This window comes from Streptomyces sp. BRA346 (assembly GCF_052851135.1).
Genome location: NZ_JAIWIH010000025.1, coordinates 249,542 through 271,201, shown reverse-complemented (window position 1 = coordinate 271,201; position 21,660 = coordinate 249,542). Strand labels below are relative to the sequence as shown.

Here is a 21,660-nt window from a genome sequence, read left to right as displayed (position 1 = left end):
AGTCCTTGCAGAATGATCTTCGTGTGGCACGGTGGAAGGGCAAGTGATCTCGTTCCTCGGGAGTGAGGATGCACCGGCCGAAGCCGTGGGAGATCAGTGACGAGNTGCGGGCGGTGATCGAACCGCTCCTGCCCAGGCATGAACGCCGCTACCGGTATCCGGGGCGCAAGCGAATCGATGACCGCAAGACGCTGCAGGGCATCTTGTTCGTGCTCTGTACCGGAATCCAGTGGGAGTTCCTGCCGCAGGAGTTGGGCTTCGGCTCGGGGCCTACCTGCTGGCGGCGGCTGGCCGAGTGGCAGGCGGCCGGTGTCTGGGACGAGCTTCAGCAGGTGCTGCTGGACCGGTTGCGGGCGGCGGACCGGCTGGACTTCTCCCGTGCCGCGATCGATGCCTCTCACGTGCAGGCCAAGCGGGGGCGAAGTCGCCCAGAAGTCGGCCCGAGTCCGGTTGACCGCGCACGGCCGGGCTCGAAGCACCATGTGCTGACCGATGCCAACGGTGTCCCGCTGCGGGTATCGCTGACCGGTGCCCACCGCAACGACGTCACCCAGCTTCTGCCCTTGGCCGCTGGGCTGCNGCCGGTACGGGGCAAGCGGGGCCGACCCCGCCGTAAAGACCACGACATCTACCGCCGACGGCTCCGCGAGCGGAACATCGTCCCGAAGATCGCACGTCGCGGGCAGGCCCACGGCTCGGGACTGGGCGGGGTCCGCNGGGTCGCCGAATCCGCCATCGCCCACCTCCACGGCCCTCGCCGCCTACGTATGCGCTGGGAGACCCGTGACGACATGCACGACGCGTTCCTCCAACTCTCCCAGTGCATGGCCCTCACCCGCAGACTCCCCGCTTTCTGAAAGCACTCCTCAGCGGGAGCCGTAGGGGATGAGGGCCATAGCTTGATGATCGGGCGTAGTTCGTTCCGGGCCATGGCGCGTACACACAATTGGTTCTCATTTTCACCTATGGGGTTCGAACGATACCCGAGGGGCCGCTTCCCGCCATACCTTCATCCACTACGGCCGCCGATGAGCGGAACCGCCCCGGTTTTCGTATCGCGGTATGACAACTACCAATGAGGGGCGTAGTGATGAGGTACAAGAAGAGACACAAGCGGTCACGCGTGCTCGTCGTGTCCGTCGTCGGCGTCGCGGCCCTGGCGGTCGGCGGCGGCGCGCTGCTGATGACCGACAACAACGCCTCGGCCGGGCAGTCCCCCAACCGGACCGAGGCCGCCCGACAATCCTCGATGACCATCCAGTGCCCCGACGTGGCCACCCGGCTGTCGAACGTGCCGCAGAAGGCACGGCCCTCCGTGGACAAGGAACTGGCGAAGCTGGACACCCAGGTCGCCGACGCCTACAAGCAGCTCTCCACGCAGGGCACCAAGGCCGCCGACCAGGAGTGGGTGCGTACGCGCGTCCTGGAGCCGCTGTCGTCCCAGCGCCGCAGTGCCCTGAGCCGCATCTCCACCACGATGGGCAAGGGTTCGCAGCAGGCGTCCGGACTGAACTCGATGGCCTCCTGCACGGTCAAGCAGGGCGAGGTGAACGCCGCGCCCGCGGCCGCTCCGGCGGCGGCCGGCGGGGCCCAGGCCGCGGGCCCCCAGAAGGCCGACTTCGTCGACATCCGGAAGGTGCGGCCCAACGTCAAGAACCCCCGCAAGCAGGCGAACGCCTCCAAGGGCACCTTCTCCTCGCGCTGCGGACGCAACGAGAACAAGAAGTTCAACTCCGACAACGTCATCGTCGCCCCCGGTGTGAGCAACGGCGCCCACCACATGCACGACTACGTGGGCAACCAGAAGAACGACGCCTTCGCCACCGACCAGGTCCTCGCCACCGCCACCACCTCCTGCACCAACGGCGACCGCTCCACCCACTACTGGCCCGTGCTGCGCCTGCGCGACGGCAAGAACGAGAAGGACGCGGGCGCCCCGGGCGGCGGCACCGAGGGCAACATCGGCACCATCCTCCAGCCCACCTCCGTCCAGCTCACCTTCCGCGGCAGCGCGGTCGGCAAGGTCACGGCGATGCCGAAGTTCCTGCGCATCATCACCGGTGACGCCAAGGCCTTCACCAACGGCACGGCCAACGCCAACGCCTCCTGGAGCTGCACCGGCTTCGAGAACCGCCAGCTCAAGGACAAGTACCCGCTGTGCCCCAAGGGCAGCAACGTGGTGCGCACGTTCAAGTTCCAGAGCTGCTGGGACGGCCGCAACGCCGACAGCGCCAACCACCGCACCCACGTGGCCTTCGCCGGTGCCAACGGCGCCTGCGGCAAGGGCTTCAAGGCCATCCCGGCCCTGACCCAGCGCATCACCTACAAGATCGCGCCGAACAAGGTCTTCGCGGTGGACAGCTTCCCCGAGCAGCTGCACAAGCCGGTCACGGACCACGGGGACTTCATCAACGTGATGTCCAACTCGCTGATGAAGCAGGCCGTGAAGTGCATCAACAGCGGCCGTAAGTGCGGCTGACCCACCCCCGCACCGCCGGACCGGCCCGGCAGGATGGCTGCCCCCATCTTGCCGGGCCTCAGCGTCTCACCGTCGCCTCACAGGTCGTCGGCCGTCCCGTCGATGGCGGGGCCCGTTCCCGGGGGGAGGTTGTCGACGACCAGGGCGAACGCCTCGTCCGGTGTTGCTGCCTCACCGAGTTCGGCACCGTCCGACAGCCGGATCACCGTGTATCCCCCAGCGACGAGCCGGAACACCGTGGGGACGTCCCTCGAGTAGGGGAAGCGCGTGCACCGGCTCAGATACAGCGTGCCGTGGCTGACCGCAGGGTAGAGCTGCCGCAGTTCAGAGCGAGCGTAGGCACTGAGCGGCACCTGCGGGTCAATGATTTCGGCGTCCCGGGACAGCACGTCCTGCCACTCGAGCGCGACTATTTCCGCGGCGCCGGCACCGGATTCGTTCTGCGCCATCAACCAGTTTTGCCCTTCTTCTGGTGGTAGTGCGGGTCGATCTCCACGATATCCGGCTTGGGGATATGGACCCGCTCATTGTTCGAGTACCAATGAATGTCCTCCCAGGGCCTGCCGTCCGGAGGGTCGCCGTACTTCACGGCGATCTCATGGTCACGTACGGCCTTCGCCACGGCGCTCATCTCCCACGCGGTTCCGTTACCGGGTTCCGGCCACTTGTCCGGGCTGGCCAGACTGAAGTTGTCGCCGTGGGCGACGGCTACCTGAAATGCCTCGACGATGGACTCGGGCGTGTCCCACAGGCCCTTGTCGCCTGCCCGGTTGGGCATTCCGTCGAGCGTTACGGACAGCGTGGTGTTTCGGTCGCCGATCGCCGCCAGCACATTGGTCATCCATACCGGCCCGCCCGGTTCGACGCCCGCGTAGTCGTCGCCGTTGTAAGTGTGTGCTCCCGGGTCGCCGTTCCTCCGCAGGTGCTCGGCGAGACTTTCCGAGTGTCCGCCGGGTCTGTTCACCCCCAGCACCACACTGTGGCGCTGCTCGCCATTGGACCGGTGCGGGCAGCCTGCCAGGCCCAGGGGGTCGACCCACAGCAGCGGGTTGTCGACATAGGTGTACGGGTTGGGGGCCGGGGTGAGGCCCAGGGGGTCGGGGGTGAGGTAGCGGGCGGCATCGGGGTCGTAGTGGCGGTGGCGGTTGTAGTGGAGGCCCGATTCGGGGTCGAAGTACTGGCCGGGGAAGCGGAGCGGGGTGTAGCCGGTGGCGGTGCGGTTCCAGGAGGTGGTGCCCCAGAGGGTGGCGCGGGTGTGCCAGGCGACCTCGCCCCGCTCGTCGATGAGTTCGCGCGGGGTGCCGACCAGGTCGGTGACGATGGTGAAGAAGCGGCGGTCGATCTCGTGCTGGGTGAGGTCCACCTTGCGCTCGGTCTGGGCCACCGGGGTGAGGCCGTCGTGGTCCCAGGTCAGGACGGTGGTCTCGGGGGTGCCCGCGGCCTGGGTGGACTGTTCGCAGAGGGTGTCGCCGTCCCAGGTGAAGTCGACCCGTTCGGCGACCGTGGTGCCGTCGTCGGCGAGGCGGAGAGCGGGTCGTAGAGGTAGCGCCAGCGGGTGCCGTCGGGGGTGGTGACGGAGGTGAGGCGGTCCTCGGCGTCCCAGGCGTAGCGCCAGGTGTCGGGCTTGTGGGAGAGGCGGCGCTTCCGGCGGAGGGTGACCCGGCCCTGGGCGTCGTGTTCGTAGCGGATGCCGCCCGCGCGGGTGATGCGGGTGCCGGTGTACTCGCGGGGGCCGGCGGCGCCGCCGTCGCGGGGCCAGGCGGCTTCGGTCTGGTTGCCCGCCTCGTCGTAGGCGTAAGCCTCGCTCCAGTTGTCGGCGGTGACGGCGGTGACCCGGCCCTCCCGGGTCAGCTCCAGGCGACGGTGCCCGCGGAGGTGGTCGTCGACGGCGGTGAGGTGGCCGCCGGGGCGGTAGGTGTAGGCGCGGTGCTGCACGGTGGCGTCGCCGGGGCCGCGGACGAGCTGGTCGGTGAGGCGGCCGAGGGCGTCGTAGCCGTGGTCGATGGTGAGGGTGTCGTCGATGCGGCGGGCGGTTTCGCGGCCCATCGCGTCGAACTCGAAGACCACCCGGTGTCCGGAGGTGTCGAGCAGGGCGCGCCGGTCGGCCGGGTAGGTCCAGGTGGCGACGGCCCCGGTGGGGGTGGTGCGGCGGACGCGGCGGCCGGAGGCGTCGTAGGTGTGGGTGAGTGTGCGGCCGTTGCAGGTCTCGCGCAGGATGCGGCCCGCGTCGTCGCGCACGTACGACAGGTCGGCGTCGGGGCCGGTGGCGCGCGAGAGGCGGCCGAGGGCGTCGTAGGTGAAGTGGGTGAGGGCGCCGTCGGCGTCCTTGGTGACCACGCGGCCCGCGGTGTCGCGTGCGTAGCGGATGGTCTGGCCGAGACCGTTGGTGCGGGTGGCGAGGCGGCCGAGGGCGTCGTGGGTGTAGGCGAGCGTACGGCCGTCGAAGTCGGTCTCGGCGGTGAGGTGCCCGGCCGGGTCGTAGGTGTAACTCCACGTCAGCCCCTGCGGATTGGTGACCCGGGAGATCCGCAGCTCCGTGTCGTGGGTGAAGGCGTGGCGGGCTCCGTCGGGGGTGGTGCGGGCGGCGAGCAGGTCGAAGTGGGTGTACTCGAAGCGGGTTTCGCCGCCCGTGGCGTCCCGGTGGAGCAGGCAGTTGCCCTCGCCGTCGTACGTCCACGACTGCGTCGAGCCGTCCGGGTCGGTGCGCCGGGCGAGCTTGCCCTCGACGGTCCACTCCAGCTCGGTGGTGCCGCCGTCCGGGCCGGTGATGCGGATCGGGCGGCCGAAGGCGTCGCGGGTGTAGCGGGTGACGGTGCCCATGGGGCCGCGGACGGCCAGTGGGAGACCCGCCGGGTCGCAGCGCAGCCGGTCCAGCGCGCCGAGGGCGTCGTCGACACCGGTGAGGTGGCCGCGCGCGTCGTGGGTGAGCCGGGTCGTCGTGCCGTCGGGGCGGGTGAAGGCGGTGGGGTTGCCGCGGTCGTCGTACTGCTGGTGCCAGGTGGCGCCGTCCGGGCCGGTGACGGAGGTGATCTGGTGCAGGTCGTTGTAGGTGACGGTGGCCGTGGTGCCGTCGGGGTGCGCGACGGCGGTGAGGTCGCCGCCGTCGTCGTAGGTGTAGGTGGTGGTGCGGCCGAGCGGATCGGTGCGGGAGAGCAGCCGGTCGTAGCGGTCCCAGGTCTGGTGGGTGGTGCGGCCGAGGGGGTCGGTCTCGGCGACCACCTGGAGGTGGTGGTTGAGGTAATGGACGGTCGTCGCACCCGTGGAGTCGGTGTAGCGGGTGATCGGATCGCCGGTCTCCGGGTGGGTGTCGTACGCGAAGACGGACGACAGGCAGCCGTCCGGGCCGATGGTCCGCACGACCCGGCCGTCGGCGTCGTACACGTACCGGAAGGTGGAGCCGTTCCGGTCGGTCCATGAGGTGATGCGGGCGTCCGGGTCGTAGGTGAAGCGCAGGGGCAGCCCGGAGGAGTTGATGACCTCGGTGAGGTTGCCGGGGGCGTCGTAGCCGTAGCGCAGCACGGTGACCGGGCCGTCGGGGGTGCGCAGGGCCAGTTCGCGGATGCGGGCGTCGTCGGCGGTGAGGGTGACCAGATAGCCGCCGGAGTGGGCGACGGAGGTCGGGGTGCCGTCGGGGCGGCGCGCGAAGGTGATGCGGTGCTGGTTGCGGTCCTCGATCTCGGTGAGCCAGTGCGCGGACGACGCGTGGTACGGGCTGCCGGTGAAGGAGCGGGTCAGCCCGGTGTGCGGGTCGGTGACGAGGTACGTGGTGGCGGAGTTGTCCTCGCCGCCGTAGGCGAGGGCCAGCCGCGGGCCCTCCTCGGGGTACACGGGCTCGGGGTCCTCGGGGCGCGGCAGCCGGGGGTAGACGAGGACCGAGCCGTCCTCGCGGGCCCAGAGGGCGCCGCCGCCGACGCGGTCGAGTTCGATGCGCTCGTCGAGGGTGGAGGCCCAGCTGCGGCCGAACCAGTGGCCGTGGCGGTACTCGGACAGATGCGTGCGACGGAGCACGAGGGGGAGGGCGCCGGGGAGGGCCAGGTCCGTTTCCGGGAGCAGCATCTCGCCGGTGGCGACGTCGATCGGGTCGTTCTTGCAGACCGTCTTGTCGAGGGAGACGCCGTTGCGGCGCGGTGCGTCCTTGGCGTCGCGGAGTGCGTCCGGCTTGGCGCGGGACGACGACCCGGCACCGTCCTTGGCGCCGCCCCTGCGGCCGCCCCCGGCGTCGCCGCCCAGGTCGCCGCCGTCCTTCTTCCTCTGGTCCCGGGCGAAGGTGGAGCGGATGTCCAGGTCGGTGTTCCGGTGGTCGGTGGAGACCTGCTTGACGGCCTTCGGCAGCTTGGTGCTGACGTGGTCGCCCATGGTCTTCAACGCCTTCTCCAGAGCGTCGATGGCCTTGTCGGCGACCGGGTCGATGGCCTGGGCGATGCTGTCGCGGCCGCGGGTGCGGCTGTGGTGCGACTTCGCGGTGGAGAGTCTGCCCGCCGTCTTGGTGTGGAAGTTGACGCTCAGGCCGCTGAGCTGGGTCGAGGCGTGGTCGTGCTCACTGAGCTCGATGTGGAAGCCCTTGCCCGCCGCGCCCCGGCCGCCCCCGCCGCCGGAGCCTCCGCCCGGGCCGTCCGCCGAGGCCAGTTGCATGGCGTCCTTCGCGCCCTGCACCCCGTCCTTGAAGCCGTCCTTGCCCGCCTGCTGGGCCTGGCCGAGATCCACCCCGTCCTGCAACCCCAGTGCGGTGGCGCCCAGTTGCACCACCAGGTCGGCGGCCAGGTTCTCCAGGGCGGCGACGGCGGGTTCGGTCAGCGCGGCGACGATGTAGCCGACCGCCTCCTCCATGCACTCCTTGATCAGCCGCCGGACCGCCTCCTGCGTCGCCCGTATCGCGCCCGCGCCCAGCAGCGCCGACAGACCACCCGTGACCGGGATCAGTGACAGCGCGATGCCCGCCTCGCTCGCCAGATAGCCGAGCTGGACGATGGCGGCGCCCTTCATCCCCTCGATCGCCGTCGCGGCGGTGTCCAGCGCCCCGGCGATGGTGCGCGCCGCGGAGGCGATGTCCTTGATGTGGGTGCCCTTGACCTTGCCCCAGTGGAGGTTGAGGGCATCCATCGCCTCGCCGTACCCCGACGACAGCAGCCGCTCCACATGCCCGTTGGCGAGCTGCCCGTCGTCCTCCAGGTCATCGGCGAACCCGCGTAAGGAATCCGCCATGTCCCGGTAGGCGTCCTCGTCCACGTTCGGCCAGGACACCCCGATGAGATCCAGCAGAGTGTCGGCCCAGTCCGGCACCGTGACGGCCACGTTTCCCCATCCCCCCGTATATGCGCGCATTGCCTCTATGCCCGTACGAACAGAGTTTCCCATCAAACTCCCTGGTCACCTAGGGTTTTGATGAAACGGCAGCAAACTGAGGGGGCATGCCACCATGGCGTTGGCGCCAGGTGCCGAGCACGACTACGTCGTCGTCGGGGCGGGTTCTTCCGGGAGCGTGGTCGCGCGCCGGTTGCTGGATCGGGGGCATTCGGTCCATGTCATCGAGGCGGGGCCGGCCGATGAGGACGAGCGGGTGCACAGCCCGCAGGGGTGGCCGATGCTGCTCCGGTCCGAGCTGGACTGGGCGGCCATGACGGAGCCGCAGCGGCACGCGGGCGGCCGGCGGCTGTACTGGCCGCGGGGCAAGGTGCTGGGCGGCAGCAGTTCGCTGAACGGGATGATCTACGTACGCGGGCACCGCAGCGATTACGACGCGTGGGCCTACCAGGGCTGTACCGGGTGGGACTGGGACAGTGTGCTCCCGCTGTTCAAGCGGTCCGAGAACCACATGGACGGGGCCAGCGAGTGGCACGGCGGCGACGGGCCGCTGCCGGTCAGCCGGATCACCGAACCGCACCCCACGGCGGCCGCGTTCGTCGACGCCGCGGTGGCGCTGGGGCATCCGCTGACCGAGGACTTCAACGGTGAGCGGATGATCGGGGTCGGCTTCAACCACACCACCACCCGCGACGGGCGGCGCATGAGCGCCTGGCAGAGCTTCATGGCACCCGTCCTGGACCATCCGAAGCTGACCGTCACCACCGGGGCCCGGGTGCACCGGGTGCTGCTGGAGGACGGCCGCGCGACCGGGGTGGAGTACGCGGCGGACGGCGCCCTCCACCGGGCCCGCGCCGCCTCCGAGGTGGTGCTGAGCGGCGGGGTGATCGGGTCGGCCGCGCTGCTGCTGCTCTCCGGGATCGGCCCGGCCGCACATCTGCGCGAGGTCGGCGTCGAGGTGGCCGTGGACCTGCCGGGGGTCGGCGAGAACCTGCACGACCACCCGCTGGTCAGCAACGTGTACGAGGCGACGCGCCCGCTGCCGCCCGGTACGGCGAACCTGCTGGAGAGCCAGCTGTTCGCGAGCACCGACCCGCGCCGCCCGGGCCCCGACCTCCAGCCGCTCTTCCTGCACCTGGTCTATCCGGCCGAGTCGTACGAGATGCCGGAGCACGGCTACACCCTGGCCGCCGGGATCGTCCGCCCGCTGTCGCGCGGCACCCTGCGGCTGGCGTCGGCCGACCCCGAGGCGGCGCCGCTGCTGGACCCGAACATCCTGGCCGAGCGGTACGACATGGAGGCCATGGTCGACGCGGTCGAGATCTGCCGCGAGATCGGCGCCCACGCCGCGTTCGACGACTGGCGCAAGGCCGAGGCCGCCCCGGGCCCGGAGGCCCGTACCCGGGAGGACCTGCGGGAGTTCGTGCGGCGCGCGGTCGGGACGTACCACCACCAGGTGGGCACCTGCAAGATGGGGCAGGACTCCCTCGCCGTCGTCGACCCGGAGCTGCGGGTGTACGGCGTGGCGGGGCTGCGGGTCGCGGACGCCTCGATCATGCCGTCGATCTCGTCGGGCAACACCAACGCCCCGTCGATCATGATCGGCGAGAAGGCCGCCGACCTGCTGACCGCCGCGGGGTGAGCGTGTGCCGGAAGCCCGGGGTGAGATCGCCGGCCGGGTGGGATGGTTGGCCACTAGAATCGGGGCGTTGCCGCTGGTGGGGGGCCGGGGCGTGAGGGTGGGCCCGGTGGGCCAGGGGGGAGTCGTACATGAGCCGTCGCTCCGGTCGTTCCAGCGGCCTGATCAACCTGTGGGCCGAGGCGCAGCGGCAGCGCGAGGCGCAGGAGCGGGCGCGGGCGCGGCGGGAGCGGGACGAGGAGCGGCGGGCGCGGGCCGCCGAGCGGGCGCGGGCGCGCGATCAGCGGGAGCGGCAGGCGGCGTACCGGCGGCAGCGCGAGGCGGACGCGCGGCGGCGTACGGAGGAGCTGGAGGCGCGGGTCGAGGCGCTGGGGTCGCTGCTGGTGGACGGGTGCCGGGCGGCGGCGTTCGGCCCGGCCGGGCTCGCCCGGCCCGAGCAGGTCGAGCCGTTCGACCCGGGCGCGCTCGCCCACCCCGTACCGATGCCGGACCAGCGGCACTACCAGCCGCAGGGCGGCTGGGGTTTCGGGTCCGGGCGGCGGGAGCGGGACGAGGCGCGGGAGCGGTACGAGCGGGACTGGCGGGCCGCGCAGGCGGCGGAGGCCGAGCGGGTGCGGCGGCTGGACGCGTACCACCGGCAGTACGAGCGGTGGGCCGCGCAACAGCTCGCGGAGATACGACGGCACAACGAGGGCGTGGCGGACCTGGTCGCCGAGGTGCGGGCCGGTGATCCCGACGCGGTCGTGGAGTACTTCACGGCGGCGCTCTACCACTCCACGTACAACTCCCCGGTGTGGCCCGACGGCCTCCCCCGCGAGGTGTCCGCCGCGTACGACCCGGCCGCGCGCCAGCTCGTCCTGGACTGGGAGCTGCCGCGCTACGACATCGTCCCGGAGGTCAAGTCGGTGCGGTACATGGCCGGTGCCGACGAGGACCGGGAGACGGCGCGCCCCGCCACCCAGCGCCGGGCGCTGTACCGGGACGTGCTCGCGCAGTGCGTGCTGCTGGCGCTGCGCGACCTGTTCGCGGCGGACGGGTCCGGGGCGCTCGAGTCGGTGGCGCTGAACGGGTTCGTGGACGACCACGATCCGGCGACCGGCCACCGGGCCCGGATCGTCCTGGCGACCGTCACGGTGACGCGTACGGCCTTCGCCGAGCTGCGGCTGGAGCAGGTGAGCGCCGTGGACTGCCTGGTCGACGGCGTCCGCGGCCGGCTGTCCACGCGCCCCGACCAGCGCGCCGCCGTGACGCCCGGGCGGACGCCGGACGACGTCGGCTCCGGTGTCCTCACCCAGGGCGGGGACGACGAGCCGGATCTGCACGCGATGGATCCGATCGCCTTCGAGTCGCTGGTCGCGGACCTCTTCCGGGCCATGGGGATGCGGGCCGTGACGACCCGGCGCTCGAACGACGGCGGGGTGGACGTGGAGGCGGTGGACCCCGCCCCGATCCGGGGCGGCCGGATCGTGGTGCAGGTGAAGCGCTACCGCGGCACGGTGCCGCCGACGGCGGTGCGCGATCTGTACGGCACGGTCCAGGACAGCGGCGCGAACAAGGGCGTCCTGGTCACCACCTCGCGGTTCGGGCCCGGCTCGCACACGTTCGCCCACGGGAAGCCGCTGGAGCTGGTGTCGGGGGCGGAGCTGGTCGACCTGCTGCACCGGCACGGGCTGCGGGGGCGGCTGGGCGACGGCGCGGACGGCACGCCCGCCTCACCCTCTCCTGATGTGCCCGACCACAACGTGCTGGGCATGTCCTGGACCGGCGAGGTCGCCCTCGACGTCTGCGCCCTCGTCTGCGACGGCGACCGGGTGCTGAGCGACGACCACTTCGTCTTCTTCAACAACCCCCGCACTCCCGACGGCACCGTCCGCGCCCTGCCCGCCACCGCGCCCGACCGGGCGGCGGTCCGCGTCGCCTTCGACGCCCTGCCGCCCGAGGCCGACCGCCTCGTCCTCGCCGCGGCCGTCGACCCCGAGGTCGACCCCGGGGCGGACCTGTCCGGTTTCACCGACGCCCGGATACGGCTCCTGGACGCCACGGGCACCGAACTCGGCCAACTGGAGGTCTCCGACGGCCGCCGCGGCGAAACCGCCCTGGTCCTCGGCTCCTTCCGGCGCCGCGCAGGCGGCGACTGGGACTTCGTGATCGGCGGCAAGGGCTACCCGGGCGGGCTGGAGGCGCTGGTGCGGGAGTACGGCATCGACGTCGCCTGATCGTGACGCGCGGCGGAACACTCGGGGAGTGGGTGTCGCGGGCACAGCTTCATCCGACATACTGCCGGGCGTGGAGCAGCGCATAGGTCCGATCACCCCGCCCGTACCCGCCGCCGGGACCGATCCGGGGCACATCCCCGGCCTGACGCCCCCGCGCCCGGACGTGACCGAGGAGGTGACCGCGGAGGCGAAGACGGCCACGGAAGCCCCGGAAGAGGCCCCGGAGAAGGCCGCCGACCAGTCCGTGGACGAGGCCGCGGACGTGGACGCGGAGGAGGCGGAAGCCGGGGCCGAGGAGCCGGAGGAGCAGGCCGAGGACGCGGCCGAGGCCGACGCCGCGCCCGAGGACGGTCCGGTTTTCGAGGTGTCCGACCGCCGCGGCTCGATCACCGCCGGGCGCTCCGGTGTCGCCTTCCAGCTGGACGGCGAGAACGCCGAGTTCTCCTGGGACGAGATCGGCGCGGTGGAGATCGACACCCCCCGCTTCGGCCGCCGCTTCAGCGTCACCGTCTACACCACCGCCCACCGCTGGTACGCCGCCGACGTGGACGCCCCGGCCCGCGGCGCCCTCAAGGAGTGGACGGCCCGGCTGGACGAGGTCCTGGACGCCTACTTCGAGGACACCGCGGGCACGTAGCGGGGCACGTCACCCCGCTTACGGCACGCGCCAGCCGAACTGGTGGGCGCCCCTGCCCTCGCCCTTGAAGGTGACCGCGACCGGCTGGTCGCCCTCGGGCACCATGTGGACGGAGCACATGGTGAGCGAGGAGTTCGGCTTCAGGCGGGTGTGGGCCACGGCGCTGCGGCAGGTCCCGACGCCGTTGCCCGGGGTGGAGAAGTCCATGAACGTCATCGGCTGGATCTGCTGTCCGCCCGCGGTGCTGACCCCGACGCCGTCCTGCATGGTGGGCAGCAGCACGTGGGTGCCGGTGTTCCGGTAGCGGAGGGTCACGTAGTACGGGGTCATCTTCTTCTGTTCCGCGCTCAGTTGGAAGCGGCCGAGATCCCCGATGTCGCCCTTGCGCATGCCGGTCAGGGTGACGGTCATGGGGACGTCGCGGTTGTCGTCCTGCCACATGGCGTCGGCGGACTGGCCGACCGTCATCAGGCCGTTGGTACCCGCGTAGCCCTCGCCGTCGCCGACCTTCCACATCAGGGCGCCGCTCGCCTCGTCGGTGTACGAGACGATCGCGGGCGTCCGGTCCTTGGGCAGCATGACGATCTGGCACGCCTCGCCCGTACTCCCCGGGGGCAGGCTCGCGGGGCCCGCCTTGTCGCACTCCTTGGGCACGCCCGACTCGGTGGCCAGCGGGTTCATGTTCATGAGGGTGATCGGGCGGCCGGGGGTTCCGTCGGCGAGGGTGATCGTGAAGTTGTTCTCCGGGTCGGGCCGGGTCAGCGTCTCCTTGCCGGTGTTGGTGTAGGAGACGGTGAGGTAGAAGGGCACCATCCCGTCGACGTCGCTGTCGAGCCGGACCCGCTCGAGGTCCGTCTGCTTGCCCTGGACCAGCCGCTTGGGCGCCACCTTCAGCTGCCGCGTCCGATCCCGGTCCGTCCAGGCGGCCTTCTTCGCGCCCGTCTCCATCGGCACCGACGGCGCGGACGCGTTCGGCTTCCGGTCCGGTTTTTCCGCAGCGTCCGCCGCTCCGCCGCCCCCGGTGTCGCTGCCGCCGCCGCACCCGGTCACGAGCAGCGCCCCGGCGATGGCACCGGCCATTCTCATGCGTGTCCGCATGTGTCCCCCGTTGTTCGCAATGTGGCGTGATGGCCCGCCGTACCGTCCGTGGCGGGCTGCCGACAGAGTAGAAGACGCCACCGGCCGTCCTTCGGGGACCCAGGCTGTCTCCACGGCACGTGGGCTACCGTGAGGGCCGCCGCAGCCAGTCGAGAGGGCCGAGGATCGTGACCGTGGACCGCCCGCACACAGTGAACGTCGCCGGTGTCATTGTCGACGAGCGGGACCGGGCGCTGCTGATCAAGCGCCGGGACAGCAGCACGTGGGAGCCGCCGGGCGGGCCGCTGGACCCGGACGAGACGATCCCCGACGCCCTGCGGAGCGAACTGCTGGAGGAGACCGGCGTCAAGATCGCGCTTCCGGCGGCCCTCACCGGCGTCTACAAGGACATGAACGGCCTGGGCGTCTCCCTCGTCTTCCGCTGCCGGGCCCTCGACGGTACGCCCGCCACCGGCCCTCGCACCCGGGCCTGGCGCTGGGCGACCCGCGCGGAGGTGCCCGACCTGGCGTCCGAGGCGTACGCGGCGCGCATCCTGGACGCGCTCGACACCGCCGCCCCGCCCGCCGTCCGCGCCCACGACGGCGTGCGACTCCTCTAGGGGGTGTCTCGCCGATCATGCCGGGCTCCCGACGCCTGGCACGGCACCTCGCGGCCCCGCGCTCGTCGCGCACAGCGCCGCTGCGCTCTCCTCACGCGGGTTGCGATGCTCCCCCAGCTACCGCTGGGAGGTGCCCCCTGCGCCCCCAGCTACCGCTGGGAGGTGCCCCCACGCCGCTCGCTGATCCGGCCTGATCGACAAGACACCCCCTAGCCGCCTTCCGGGATGAGGCCGGCCAGTTCGGTGGCGACCGCCTGGGCCGCGGGGCTGGTCCAGCGGCGGCGGGCCCGGGTCAGCTGGACCGGGACCGGGGGGATGTCGGGGCCGTGGACCTCGGCCAGGGCGCCCTCGGCCAGCTGGCGTACGACCGTGGCCCGCGGCAGCAGGGTGAGGCCGAGCCCGGCGGCGACGCAGGAGCGGGCGGCCTCGATGCTGCCGAAGCGGGTGAGCCGGGGCGGTGGGCCGGGGATGGTGCGGAGGGTGCGCACCAGGTGGTCGCTGTACGTGCAGCCCTCCTCGTGGACGAAGAAGCTCTGCCGGGCCAGCTCGGCCCAGCCCACGGTGCGGCCCGCGAACGGATGGTCCGGGGCGGAGAGGTAGACGAGGGGCTCGCGGCCGATGAGGCGGGCGCTGAGGTCGGCGTGGTCGACCCGCTGCTCCAGGAGGAGCGCGAGGTCGAGGCGGCCCGCGCGCAGCCCCTCGACGGCGGCGGCGCTGCCCGCCGGGTGGAGGCTGAGTTCGATGCCGGGGTGGCTGCGGGCCAGCGAGGCGATCACGCGGGGCAGCCGGGAGGCGCACAGGGACTCGCCCGCGCCGAGGGCGACCTGACCCTCCGGGGTCCCGTGGGCCCCGGCGACGCCCGCGGCCGCCGCGCGCAGCCGGGCCTCGGCGTCGAGGACGTCCTCGGCCTCGGTGAGCAGCCGCCGCCCGGCGCTGGTGGGGACGGCGCCGGTGGGCATCCGGTCGAACAGCCGGGTGCCCAGCTCCCGTTCCAGCGTGCGGACCTGGACGGTGACCGTGGACTGGGCGAGGTGCAGCTCGGCGGCGGTGGCGGTGAAGCTCCCGGTCCTCGCCAGGGCCGCGAACGTCCGCAGGAGTCTGGTGTCCACGGGGACAGGGTATCGAAGACTTCGATGGCGGCCAGCGAAAGGAATCGTTGGACGCGATGGCCGTCCGGTGGAAGCGTGGACGCCATGACCGAAGTACTGCGCTACTCCGCCTTCACCACCGACCCGTCCGGCGGCAACCCCGCCGGTGTGGTGCTCGACGCCGGGACCCTCGACGACGCCGCCATGACGGCCATCGCCGCCCGGGTCGGGTACTCCGAGACCGCGTTCCTCACCGCGCACGACGAGACCCGCCGCCGCTACCGGATGCGGTTCTTCAGCCCGCGCGCCGAGGTCGCCTTCTGCGGCCACGCCACCGTCGCCACCGCCGTCGCCCTCACCGAACGCGACGGCCCCGGCGAGCTGGTCTTCGACACGGCGGCGGGCGAGGTCCGGGTGACGACGAGCACGGACGGCGGGGTGCCGAGCGCCACCCTCACCTCCGTGCCCAGCCGGACGCGCCCCGCCGACGCGGAAACGGAACTCGCCCCCGCGCTGGCGGCGCTGCGCTGGTCCCCGGACGACCTCGATCCCGCCCTCCCGCCGCACGTCGCGTTCGCGGGCAACGACCACCTCGTCCTCGCCGCCGCCACCCGGGCCCGGCTCGCCGACCTCGCGTACGACTTCGACGCGCTGGAGGAGCTGATGCGGCGGCACGGCTGGACCACCGTGCACCTGGTGCACCGCCCGGACCCGGACCGGCTCGACTTCCACGCCCGTGATCCGTTCCCGGTCGGCGGGGTCGTGGAGGACGCGGCCACCGGCGCCGCGGCCGCCGCCTTCGGCGGGTATCTGCGCGCGACCGGGCGGATCACGAAGGCGTCCAGGATCCGCATCCGGCAGGGCGAGGACATGGGGCGGCCCAGCGAACTGCTCGTGGACGTCGCCCCCGACGACACGCGGGTCCGCGTCACCGGCCACGCGGTGCGGATCCCCGCATGACGACGACGCGTTACTACCAACTGCCGCGCTTCACCGGCGTGGACGCCCTCCGCCTCGCGACACGCGAGGTGCCCGCCCCCGGGCCGCGCCAGGTGCTGGTCCGGATGCGCGCCTGGTCGCTCAACTACCGCGACCTGATGATCGCTTCGGACACCTACGGACGCGCGCTCACCCCCGGCCTGGTGCCGCTGTCGGACGGCGCGGGCGAGGTGATCGACGCGGGCGCCGAGGTCACCCGGTGGTCCGCCGGGGACCGGGTGGTGGGCATCTTCATGCCGCACTGGATCTCCGGACCGGCCACCGCGGACAAGACCGCGGGCGCGCTCGGCGGCCCGTCCGACGGCGTCCTCGCCCAATACGTCGTCTTCGACCAGGACGCCCTCGTCGCCGCCCCCGCCCACCTGGACTTCGCCGAGGCCGCCACCCTCCCCTGCGCCGCCGTGACCGCCTGGCACGCGGTGGTGGCAGGGGGCGGGGCCGCTCCCGGCCAGAGCGTGCTGACGCTCGGCAGCGGCGGCGTCTCGCTCTTCGCGCTGCAATTCGCGGCGCTGAGCGGCGCCCACGTCATCGCCACCTCCAGCAGCGACGCCAAGCTGACCCGCCTGCGCGCCCTCGGCGCGGCCGACGGCATCGACTACGTCCGCACGCCCGGGTGGGGTCAGACGGTGTACGACGCGACCGGCGGCGGCGTGGACCACGTCGTGGAGGTGGGCGGCGCGGGCACCCTGCCCCAGTCCCTCACCGCCGTCCGCACCGGCGGACGGATCAGCATCATCGGAGTCCTGGCCGAGGGCAGCGGGGTCGACCCCATGACGGTGGTGCGCAGGGGCGTCACCTTGCAGGGGATGTTCGTGGGCAGCCGGGAGATGTTCGAGGACATGAACCGGGCGATCGAGCGCCACCGGCTGCGCCCGGTGATCGACCGCGCCTTCCCCTTCGCGGAAACCCCCGCCGCGTACCGCCACTTCGCGAGCCGCGGCCACTTCGGGAAGGTGGTCATCACCGATGGGTGACCTCAGTCGTCCTCGAGGCCCCGCCGGTAGGTGTTGCCGTCCTCGTTGACGAGCGCGTACTGCGGTTCGAGGGCCCGGGCCGCGCGCTCCCGCTCCAGCAGCTCGGTCAGGGGCGGGAGCGGGGCCAGGCCGAGGCGTTCGAGGAGTTCGACGCGCATCGCGGGGACGTCGAGTTCGTAGTCCTCGCTCAGCTCCGCCTCCTCTTCGGCGCGCAGGGCTTCGAGCGCCTGCTCGTCCATCGTCCGGCCCTGCCGCTCCCAGTACAGGGCTCCCCCTGCGCACGGCAGCCCGATCATCAGGAGCAGCGCATCGCGGAGGGTCGCGCCCATGACCCCGGAGTGGCCCTCGGAGTCGGCGTGGACCACCGGGCGGTCCTCGCCGTCGCCCTCCCCGCAGAGGAAGTACGTACCGCCGCCGTGGTCCTTCGCGATCGGCTCCAGCGGGGCGCCGGAGACGAGCCACACCCGTTCGACATGGGAGTGGGGGCCGAAGCGGGCGTCAGTGTCGAACGCGTAGGGATGGTCGGCCAGCAGGGCCGCCCTACGGTCGGACTTGAGACGGGTGAGAAGCGATGTCGTCATGGTCCGGACGCTACAAGGGGGTTCGGACAACGCCCGGCGGGGCTTACGTGAGGGCGTGGATCTTCGCTATCAGGCGGTCCAGCAGGTGCGCCCGGTCGGCGCCGTTGGGGCGGCAGTCCTCCAGGCGGCGGACGACCTGGGGTGGCACCTCGTCGGGGCCGACGAGGTCCACGACCTTGTCGAGGGCGCGGATGCCCCAGTACTGGCCGAAGGCGAGCGGTTCGTCGGTGACGGCGTCCGCCAGGGGGCGCAGCGCGGCCGCGTCCGGGACGGCGTAGAGGCGGGCGTAGGCCGCGAGGCGCAGGCCGCCGTCGGGGGAGGCGAGCCAGGCGGCCAGGTCGGGGGCGGCGAGGCGCTGGGTGGCGCGGACCAGGCGGGCGAAGATGCCGTTCATGCGCTGCGTACGGGCCGATCCGGCGCGCATGTCCGCGCGGACCGCCAGGTATTCGGCGGCGAGCCTGCGGACGTCCTCCAGGGCGGCCGGATCGTCGGCGTCGCCCGAGCCCGCGCCGCCGCCGACGAGCGCGGCGTCGGCCATGGCCTCGGCCGCCTCGATGCGCTGCTCGACGTCCCGGAACTCGACCCTGAGCCCGCCGGGCAGTTCGATGCTGGTGAAGAGTTCGCGCAGCCAGGGAACGACGGCGATGACCAGCAGCGCGACGGTGACGTTGTCGATCTTCAGGTCCGGCGCGACGAGATGGGCGATGGCCACCCCGAGTGCCAGGAGGCTCACCGCTGTTGCGATGAGGTGCCGCCGCCATGATGCGTTCCGCCCGCCCCGCCCGCCCCGTACGCTCATCGCGCCATCTTGTCAGGCCGGATAGGCGTGTGTCTGGGCGGCCTTGAGGGTGGCCCAGACGGTGCGGCCCGGGTGGAGACCGAGGTCGGCGACGGCGGCGGTGGTGAGGTCGGCGAGCAGGGGCAGTTCGCCGGTGAGGGCGACGCGGATCTGGTCGCCGTGCGACTCCAGGCCGGTGACCTCGGCGCGCCAGGCGTTGCGGGCGCTGGAGTCGGGGCGGTCGCGGTGGAGGGTGACGGCGGCGGGCGGGAAGGTGACGAAGGCCGGGCCGGTGAGGTCGTCGGCGGTGGTGATGGCCGTACCGCTGCCGAGCCGTACCGTGTGGCCCTCGGCCCGCCCCTGGTACAGGTTGAGGCCGACGAGGCTCGCGATGTAGTCCGTACGGGGGCGGCGGGACACCTCGGACGGGGTGCCGTCCTGGACGACGCGCCCGTCCTCGACCACGACGAGCCGGTCGGCGAGCACCATCGCGTCCAGCGGGTCATGGGTGACCAGGACGGCCACGGCCTCGAACTCGGCGAGGTGGCGGCGGAGTCCGGCGCGGACGTCGAGCCGGGTACGGGCGTCCAGCGCGGCCAGCGGCTCGTCCAGCAGCAGCAGCCGCGGGCGTACGGCCAGGGCGCGGGCGAGGGCGACGCGCTGGGCCTGGCCGCCGGAGAGCCGGTGCGGCTTGGCGCCCGCGTGGGCCTCAAGACCCATCCGGACCAGGATGTCGGCGGCCTGGGCGCGGGCCTCGGCCTTGGGGACGCCGTGGCAGCGGGGTCCGAAGGCCACGTTGTCGAGGGCGGTGAGGTGCGGGAAGAGCAGATAGTCCTGGAAGACGACGCCGACCGGGCGGGCCTCGGACGGAATCCGCAGCCGCCGCGCCGGGTCCTCCAACTCCCGTCCATCCAGGCGCAGTTCACCCGAGGTGAGCGGGGTGAGCCCGGCCAGGGCGCGCAGCGCGGTGGTCTTGCCCGCGCCGTTGGGGCCGAGCAGGGCGACCACCTCGCCGGGGGCGGCGGTCAGCCGCAGATCCAGCCGGAAGTCGCCGCGGTCCACGACGAGATGGGCGTCGAGCCCTTCGGTGTCCCGCGCGGTCGCGCGGGTGCGGGTGGTCATGCGGAGGTCCCCATCCAGCGGTCGCGCAGCCCGGCGAGCACCGCGACGGATACGGCGAGCAGCACCAGGCTCAGCGCGATGGCGGCGTCCGGGTCGCTCTGGAGCGCGAGGTACACGGACAGCGGCATGGTCTGGGTGCGGCCCGGGAAGTTGCCCGCGAAGGTGATGGTGGCGCCGAACTCCCCCAGCGCCCGCGCCCACGCGAGCACCGCACCGGCCGCCACCCCCGGCGCGATCATCGGCAGGGTGACGCGCCGGAAGGCGGTGAAGCGGGAGGCGCCGAGGGTGGTGGCGGCCTCCTCGTACCGCGGATCGGCGGCCCGTAGCGTGCCCTCGACGCTGATCACGAGGAAGGGCATCGCCACGAACGCCTCCGCCACCACCACCCCCGCGGTGGTGAACGGCAGGGTGATGCCGAAGGCGGAGTCCAGCCAGCGGCCCGCGATCCCGTTGCGGCCCAGCGCCAGCAGCAGCGCCACACCGCCCACCACCGGCGGCAGCACCAGCGGCAGCGTCACCAGGGCGCGCACCACCCGGCGGCCGGGGAAGCGGGCCCGGGCCAGCAGCCAGGCCAGCGGTACGCCCAGCACCAGCGCGACGGCGGTGGCGGCGGTCGCGGTGATCAGCGACAGCCGCAGCGCCTGCCACACCTCGACGCTGGTCAGCTGCTCCGGCAGCGTCCGCCAGGGCGCCCGGATCAGCAGCGCGACCAGCGGCAGGACGAGGAAGGCGAACCCGGCGAGGGCGGGCAGCAGCAGCGGCAGCGGGACACCGGACCGGGTCCGCCGCCGCTTGCTCTCCAGGACCTGCGTGTCCTGCGGGGCGGAAGTGGTCACGGCTTGAGGAAACCCGCCTCGGTCAGCGCCTTCTGGCCCTGCGGGGACTTCACGAGGTCGATCCAGGCGGACGCGGCGTCGGCGTTGGGCGCGCTCTTCAGCGGGGCGATCGGGTAGTCGTTGATGGCCTTCCTCGACTCCGGGAACTCCACGCCCTCGACCTTTCCTCCCGCGGCCTTCACATCCGTCGTGTAGACCACGGAGGCGTCGACCTCCTTCAGCTCCACCTTGGTCAGCGCGCCCTTGACGTCCTGCTCGTAGCTGGCCGGGGTGAGCTTCAGGTGCTCATTGTCCAGCACCTGCTGCGCGGCGGAGCCGCACGGCACCTCCTTGGCGCACAGCGCGACCTTCAGCCCGCCCTTGGTGAGGTCCTCGAAGTTGGTGATCTTCTTCGGGTTGCCGGGGAGGGTGGCGATCTCCAGCTGATTGCGGACGAACGTCGACGGGGTGCCCTTGGCGTCGCCCGCGTCGGTGACCGTCTTCATGGTCTTGGGGCTCGCGGCGGCGAAGACGTCGGCGGGAGCGCCGTTGGTGATGCTGGCGGCGAGGGCGTCGCTGCCGCCGAAGTTGAACGTCACCTTGGCGCCGGGGTGTTGCTTCTCGAAGGTCTTCTTCAGCTCGGTGAAGCTCTCCTTGAGCGAGGCGGCGGCGAAGACCGTGACCGTGCCGGACACCTTCTTCGCGCCGTCCGAGGAGGAACCGGAGTCCTTCTCGGTGTCGTCGGAGCCGTTCGAGGAACAGGCGCCGAGCGCCAACGCGGCCACGGTGAGGCCCCCCGCCATGCGCAGGGCGCGGCTCCGGCGGGGTGCGGAACGGGTCGTCACAGGGCTTCTCCCTCGTCGGTGCTCATGGCTTCTCCACGACCACGTTGGTCGACTTGATCACCGCCACCGCGGGGACACCCGGCTCGAGACCCAGCTCCTCCGCGGATTCCCGGCTGATCATGGACACCACGCGGAACGGCCCCGCCTGGATCTCCACCTGCGCGGACACATCGCCGAGGATCACCTCGGTGACGATGCCCGCGAAGCGGTTGCGGGCCGAGGAGACGCCGTTGCCCTCCCGGTCCGTGCCGCGGCTCAGCTCCCGGGCGAACGCGGCGAGGGCCGGGCCCGGGATGATGCGTCGGCCCTGTTCGTCCCGCTCGGCGGTGAGCCGTCCACTGTCGACCCAGCGGCGCAGGGTATCGGCGCTGACGCCCATCAGGGCCGCCGCCTCTCCGATCCGGTACGTGTGCATCCGCCCATGATACGAGCGCGTTTGCGAGGTGACACCAGCCCATCAGGCTGTATCAGCACACCGGCAGAGGGGAT

The 21,660-nt window shown here is 72.4% G+C and carries 19 protein-coding genes; 8 read left to right on the top strand and 11 right to left on the bottom strand.

Features of this window, described 5'->3' with window-relative positions; genetic code table 11:
• Positions 1 to 68 precede the first annotated feature (68 nt).
• Positions 69 to 857 carry an IS5 family transposase gene (locus LCH29_RS28355; RefSeq protein ID WP_446464536.1) on the top strand — a complete coding sequence of 263 codons (789 nt, stop codon included), beginning with the start codon at positions 69 to 71 and terminating at the stop codon, positions 855 to 857.
• 233 nt (positions 858 to 1,090) lie between these two features.
• A complete protein-coding gene (locus tag LCH29_RS28350; RefSeq protein WP_446464535.1) occupies positions 1,091 to 2,479 on the top strand; it encodes a DUF1996 domain-containing protein in 1,389 nt (462 codons plus the stop codon).
• 77 nt (positions 2,480 to 2,556) lie between these two features.
• Here the strand turns inward: LCH29_RS28350 and LCH29_RS28345 are convergent, their stop codons facing one another.
• From LCH29_RS28345 to LCH29_RS28335, 3 genes are read right to left on the bottom strand one after another with little or no spacing between them, the layout of a single operon-like run.
• On the bottom strand, positions 2,557 to 2,928 hold the full coding sequence (locus tag LCH29_RS28345) for a DUF6193 family natural product biosynthesis protein (RefSeq protein WP_446464534.1): 372 nt from the start codon (positions 2,926 to 2,928) through the stop codon (positions 2,557 to 2,559).
• Complete coding sequence (locus LCH29_RS28340) at positions 2,928 to 3,863, bottom strand: RHS repeat-associated core domain-containing protein (protein ID WP_446464533.1); 936 nt, start codon at positions 3,861 to 3,863, stop codon at positions 2,928 to 2,930. The genes LCH29_RS28345 and LCH29_RS28340 overlap by 1 nt, the downstream gene beginning before the upstream one ends.
• 26 nt (positions 3,864 to 3,889) lie before the next feature.
• Positions 3,890 to 7,771 (bottom strand): DUF6531 domain-containing protein, encoded by a 3,882-nt coding sequence (locus LCH29_RS28335; protein WP_446464532.1) that lies wholly within the window; start codon positions 7,769 to 7,771, stop codon positions 3,890 to 3,892.
• A gap of 124 nt (positions 7,772 to 7,895) precedes the next feature.
• Here LCH29_RS28335 and LCH29_RS28330 point away from each other — a divergent pair, with 124 nt between their 5' ends.
• From LCH29_RS28330 to LCH29_RS28320, 3 genes are all read left to right on the top strand, one after another.
• A complete protein-coding gene (locus tag LCH29_RS28330; protein WP_446464531.1) occupies positions 7,896 to 9,422 on the top strand; it encodes a GMC family oxidoreductase in 1,527 nt (508 codons plus the stop codon).
• Between the two features lie 128 nt (positions 9,423 to 9,550).
• Complete coding sequence (locus LCH29_RS28325; RefSeq protein ID WP_446464530.1) at positions 9,551 to 11,635, top strand: restriction endonuclease; 2,085 nt, start codon at positions 9,551 to 9,553, stop codon at positions 11,633 to 11,635.
• Between the two features lie 70 nt (positions 11,636 to 11,705).
• Complete coding sequence (locus LCH29_RS28320; RefSeq protein WP_446464529.1) at positions 11,706 to 12,272, top strand: hypothetical protein; 567 nt, start codon at positions 11,706 to 11,708, stop codon at positions 12,270 to 12,272.
• An 18-nt stretch (positions 12,273 to 12,290) separates the two neighbouring features.
• Here the strand turns inward: LCH29_RS28320 and LCH29_RS28315 are convergent, their stop codons facing one another.
• A complete protein-coding gene (locus LCH29_RS28315) occupies positions 12,291 to 13,358 on the bottom strand; it encodes a hypothetical protein (protein ID WP_446464528.1) in 1,068 nt (355 codons plus the stop codon).
• 179 nt (positions 13,359 to 13,537) lie between these two features.
• Between LCH29_RS28315 and LCH29_RS28310 the strand changes: the two genes are divergently transcribed.
• Positions 13,538 to 13,969, top strand: coding sequence for an NUDIX hydrolase (locus LCH29_RS28310; protein ID WP_446464527.1), 432 nt, complete (start codon positions 13,538 to 13,540; stop codon positions 13,967 to 13,969).
• Between the two features lie 209 nt (positions 13,970 to 14,178).
• On the opposite strand, the gene LCH29_RS28305 is transcribed toward LCH29_RS28310, so the two are convergent.
• Positions 14,179 to 15,078 carry a LysR family transcriptional regulator gene (locus tag LCH29_RS28305; RefSeq protein WP_446464526.1) on the bottom strand — a complete coding sequence of 300 codons (900 nt, stop codon included), beginning with the start codon at positions 15,076 to 15,078 and terminating at the stop codon, positions 14,179 to 14,181.
• 84 nt (positions 15,079 to 15,162) lie between these two features.
• On the opposite strand from LCH29_RS28305, the gene LCH29_RS28300 reads away from it, so the two are divergent.
• Positions 15,163 to 16,017 (top strand): PhzF family phenazine biosynthesis protein, encoded by an 855-nt coding sequence (locus LCH29_RS28300; RefSeq protein WP_446464525.1) that lies wholly within the window; start codon positions 15,163 to 15,165, stop codon positions 16,015 to 16,017.
• A complete protein-coding gene (locus LCH29_RS28295) occupies positions 16,014 to 17,030 on the top strand; it encodes a zinc-dependent alcohol dehydrogenase family protein (protein WP_446464524.1) in 1,017 nt (338 codons plus the stop codon). Before LCH29_RS28300 ends, LCH29_RS28295 begins: the two co-directional genes overlap by 4 nt.
• A gap of 2 nt (positions 17,031 to 17,032) precedes the next feature.
• On the opposite strand, the gene LCH29_RS28290 is transcribed toward LCH29_RS28295, so the two are convergent.
• From LCH29_RS28290 to LCH29_RS28265, 6 genes are all read right to left on the bottom strand, one after another.
• Positions 17,033 to 17,611 (bottom strand): hypothetical protein, encoded by a 579-nt coding sequence (locus LCH29_RS28290; protein WP_446464523.1) that lies wholly within the window; start codon positions 17,609 to 17,611, stop codon positions 17,033 to 17,035.
• Between the two features lie 43 nt (positions 17,612 to 17,654).
• Positions 17,655 to 18,344 (bottom strand): hypothetical protein, encoded by a 690-nt coding sequence (locus LCH29_RS28285; RefSeq protein WP_446464522.1) that lies wholly within the window; start codon positions 18,342 to 18,344, stop codon positions 17,655 to 17,657.
• Between the two features lie 78 nt (positions 18,345 to 18,422).
• Positions 18,423 to 19,511, bottom strand: a complete 1,089-nt coding sequence (locus tag LCH29_RS28280; protein ID WP_446464521.1) for an ABC transporter ATP-binding protein — start codon at positions 19,509 to 19,511, stop codon at positions 18,423 to 18,425.
• Positions 19,508 to 20,347, bottom strand: a complete 840-nt coding sequence (locus tag LCH29_RS28275) for an ABC transporter permease (protein ID WP_446464520.1) — start codon at positions 20,345 to 20,347, stop codon at positions 19,508 to 19,510. Before LCH29_RS28275 ends, LCH29_RS28280 begins: the two co-directional genes overlap by 4 nt.
• On the bottom strand, positions 20,344 to 21,171 hold the full coding sequence (modA, locus tag LCH29_RS28270; protein ID WP_446464519.1) for a molybdate ABC transporter substrate-binding protein: 828 nt from the start codon (positions 21,169 to 21,171) through the stop codon (positions 20,344 to 20,346). The genes LCH29_RS28275 and modA overlap by 4 nt, the downstream gene beginning before the upstream one ends.
• 22 nt (positions 21,172 to 21,193) lie before the next feature.
• Entirely contained in the window at positions 21,194 to 21,586 is a 393-nt protein-coding gene (locus tag LCH29_RS28265; RefSeq protein WP_446464518.1) for a TOBE domain-containing protein, read from the bottom strand.
• Positions 21,587 to 21,660: the final 74 nt, after the last annotated feature.

Bases quoted from the DNA above. Each gene is read 5' to 3' on its own strand.
- LCH29_RS28350 (WP_446464535.1), top strand. From the start codon at position 1,091: ATGAGGTACAAGAAGAGACACAAGCGGTCACGCGTGCTCGTCGTGTCC.
- LCH29_RS28345 (WP_446464534.1), bottom strand. From the start codon at position 2,928: ATGGCGCAGAACGAATCCGGTGCCGGCGCCGCGGAAATAGTCGCGCTC.
- LCH29_RS28330 (WP_446464531.1), top strand. From the start codon at position 7,896: ATGGCGTTGGCGCCAGGTGCCGAGCACGACTACGTCGTCGTCGGGGCG.
- LCH29_RS28325 (WP_446464530.1), top strand. From the start codon at position 9,551: ATGAGCCGTCGCTCCGGTCGTTCCAGCGGCCTGATCAACCTGTGGGCC.
- LCH29_RS28315 (WP_446464528.1), bottom strand. From the start codon at position 13,358: ATGAGAATGGCCGGTGCCATCGCCGGGGCGCTGCTCGTGACCGGGTGC.
- LCH29_RS28300 (WP_446464525.1), top strand. From the start codon at position 15,163: ATGACCGAAGTACTGCGCTACTCCGCCTTCACCACCGACCCGTCCGGC.
- LCH29_RS28295 (WP_446464524.1), top strand. From the start codon at position 16,014: ATGACGACGACGCGTTACTACCAACTGCCGCGCTTCACCGGCGTGGAC.
- LCH29_RS28290 (WP_446464523.1), bottom strand. From the start codon at position 17,611: ATGACGACATCGCTTCTCACCCGTCTCAAGTCCGACCGTAGGGCGGCC.
- LCH29_RS28280 (WP_446464521.1), bottom strand. From the start codon at position 19,511: ATGACCACCCGCACCCGCGCGACCGCGCGGGACACCGAAGGGCTCGAC.
- LCH29_RS28265 (WP_446464518.1), bottom strand. From the start codon at position 21,586: ATGCACACGTACCGGATCGGAGAGGCGGCGGCCCTGATGGGCGTCAGC.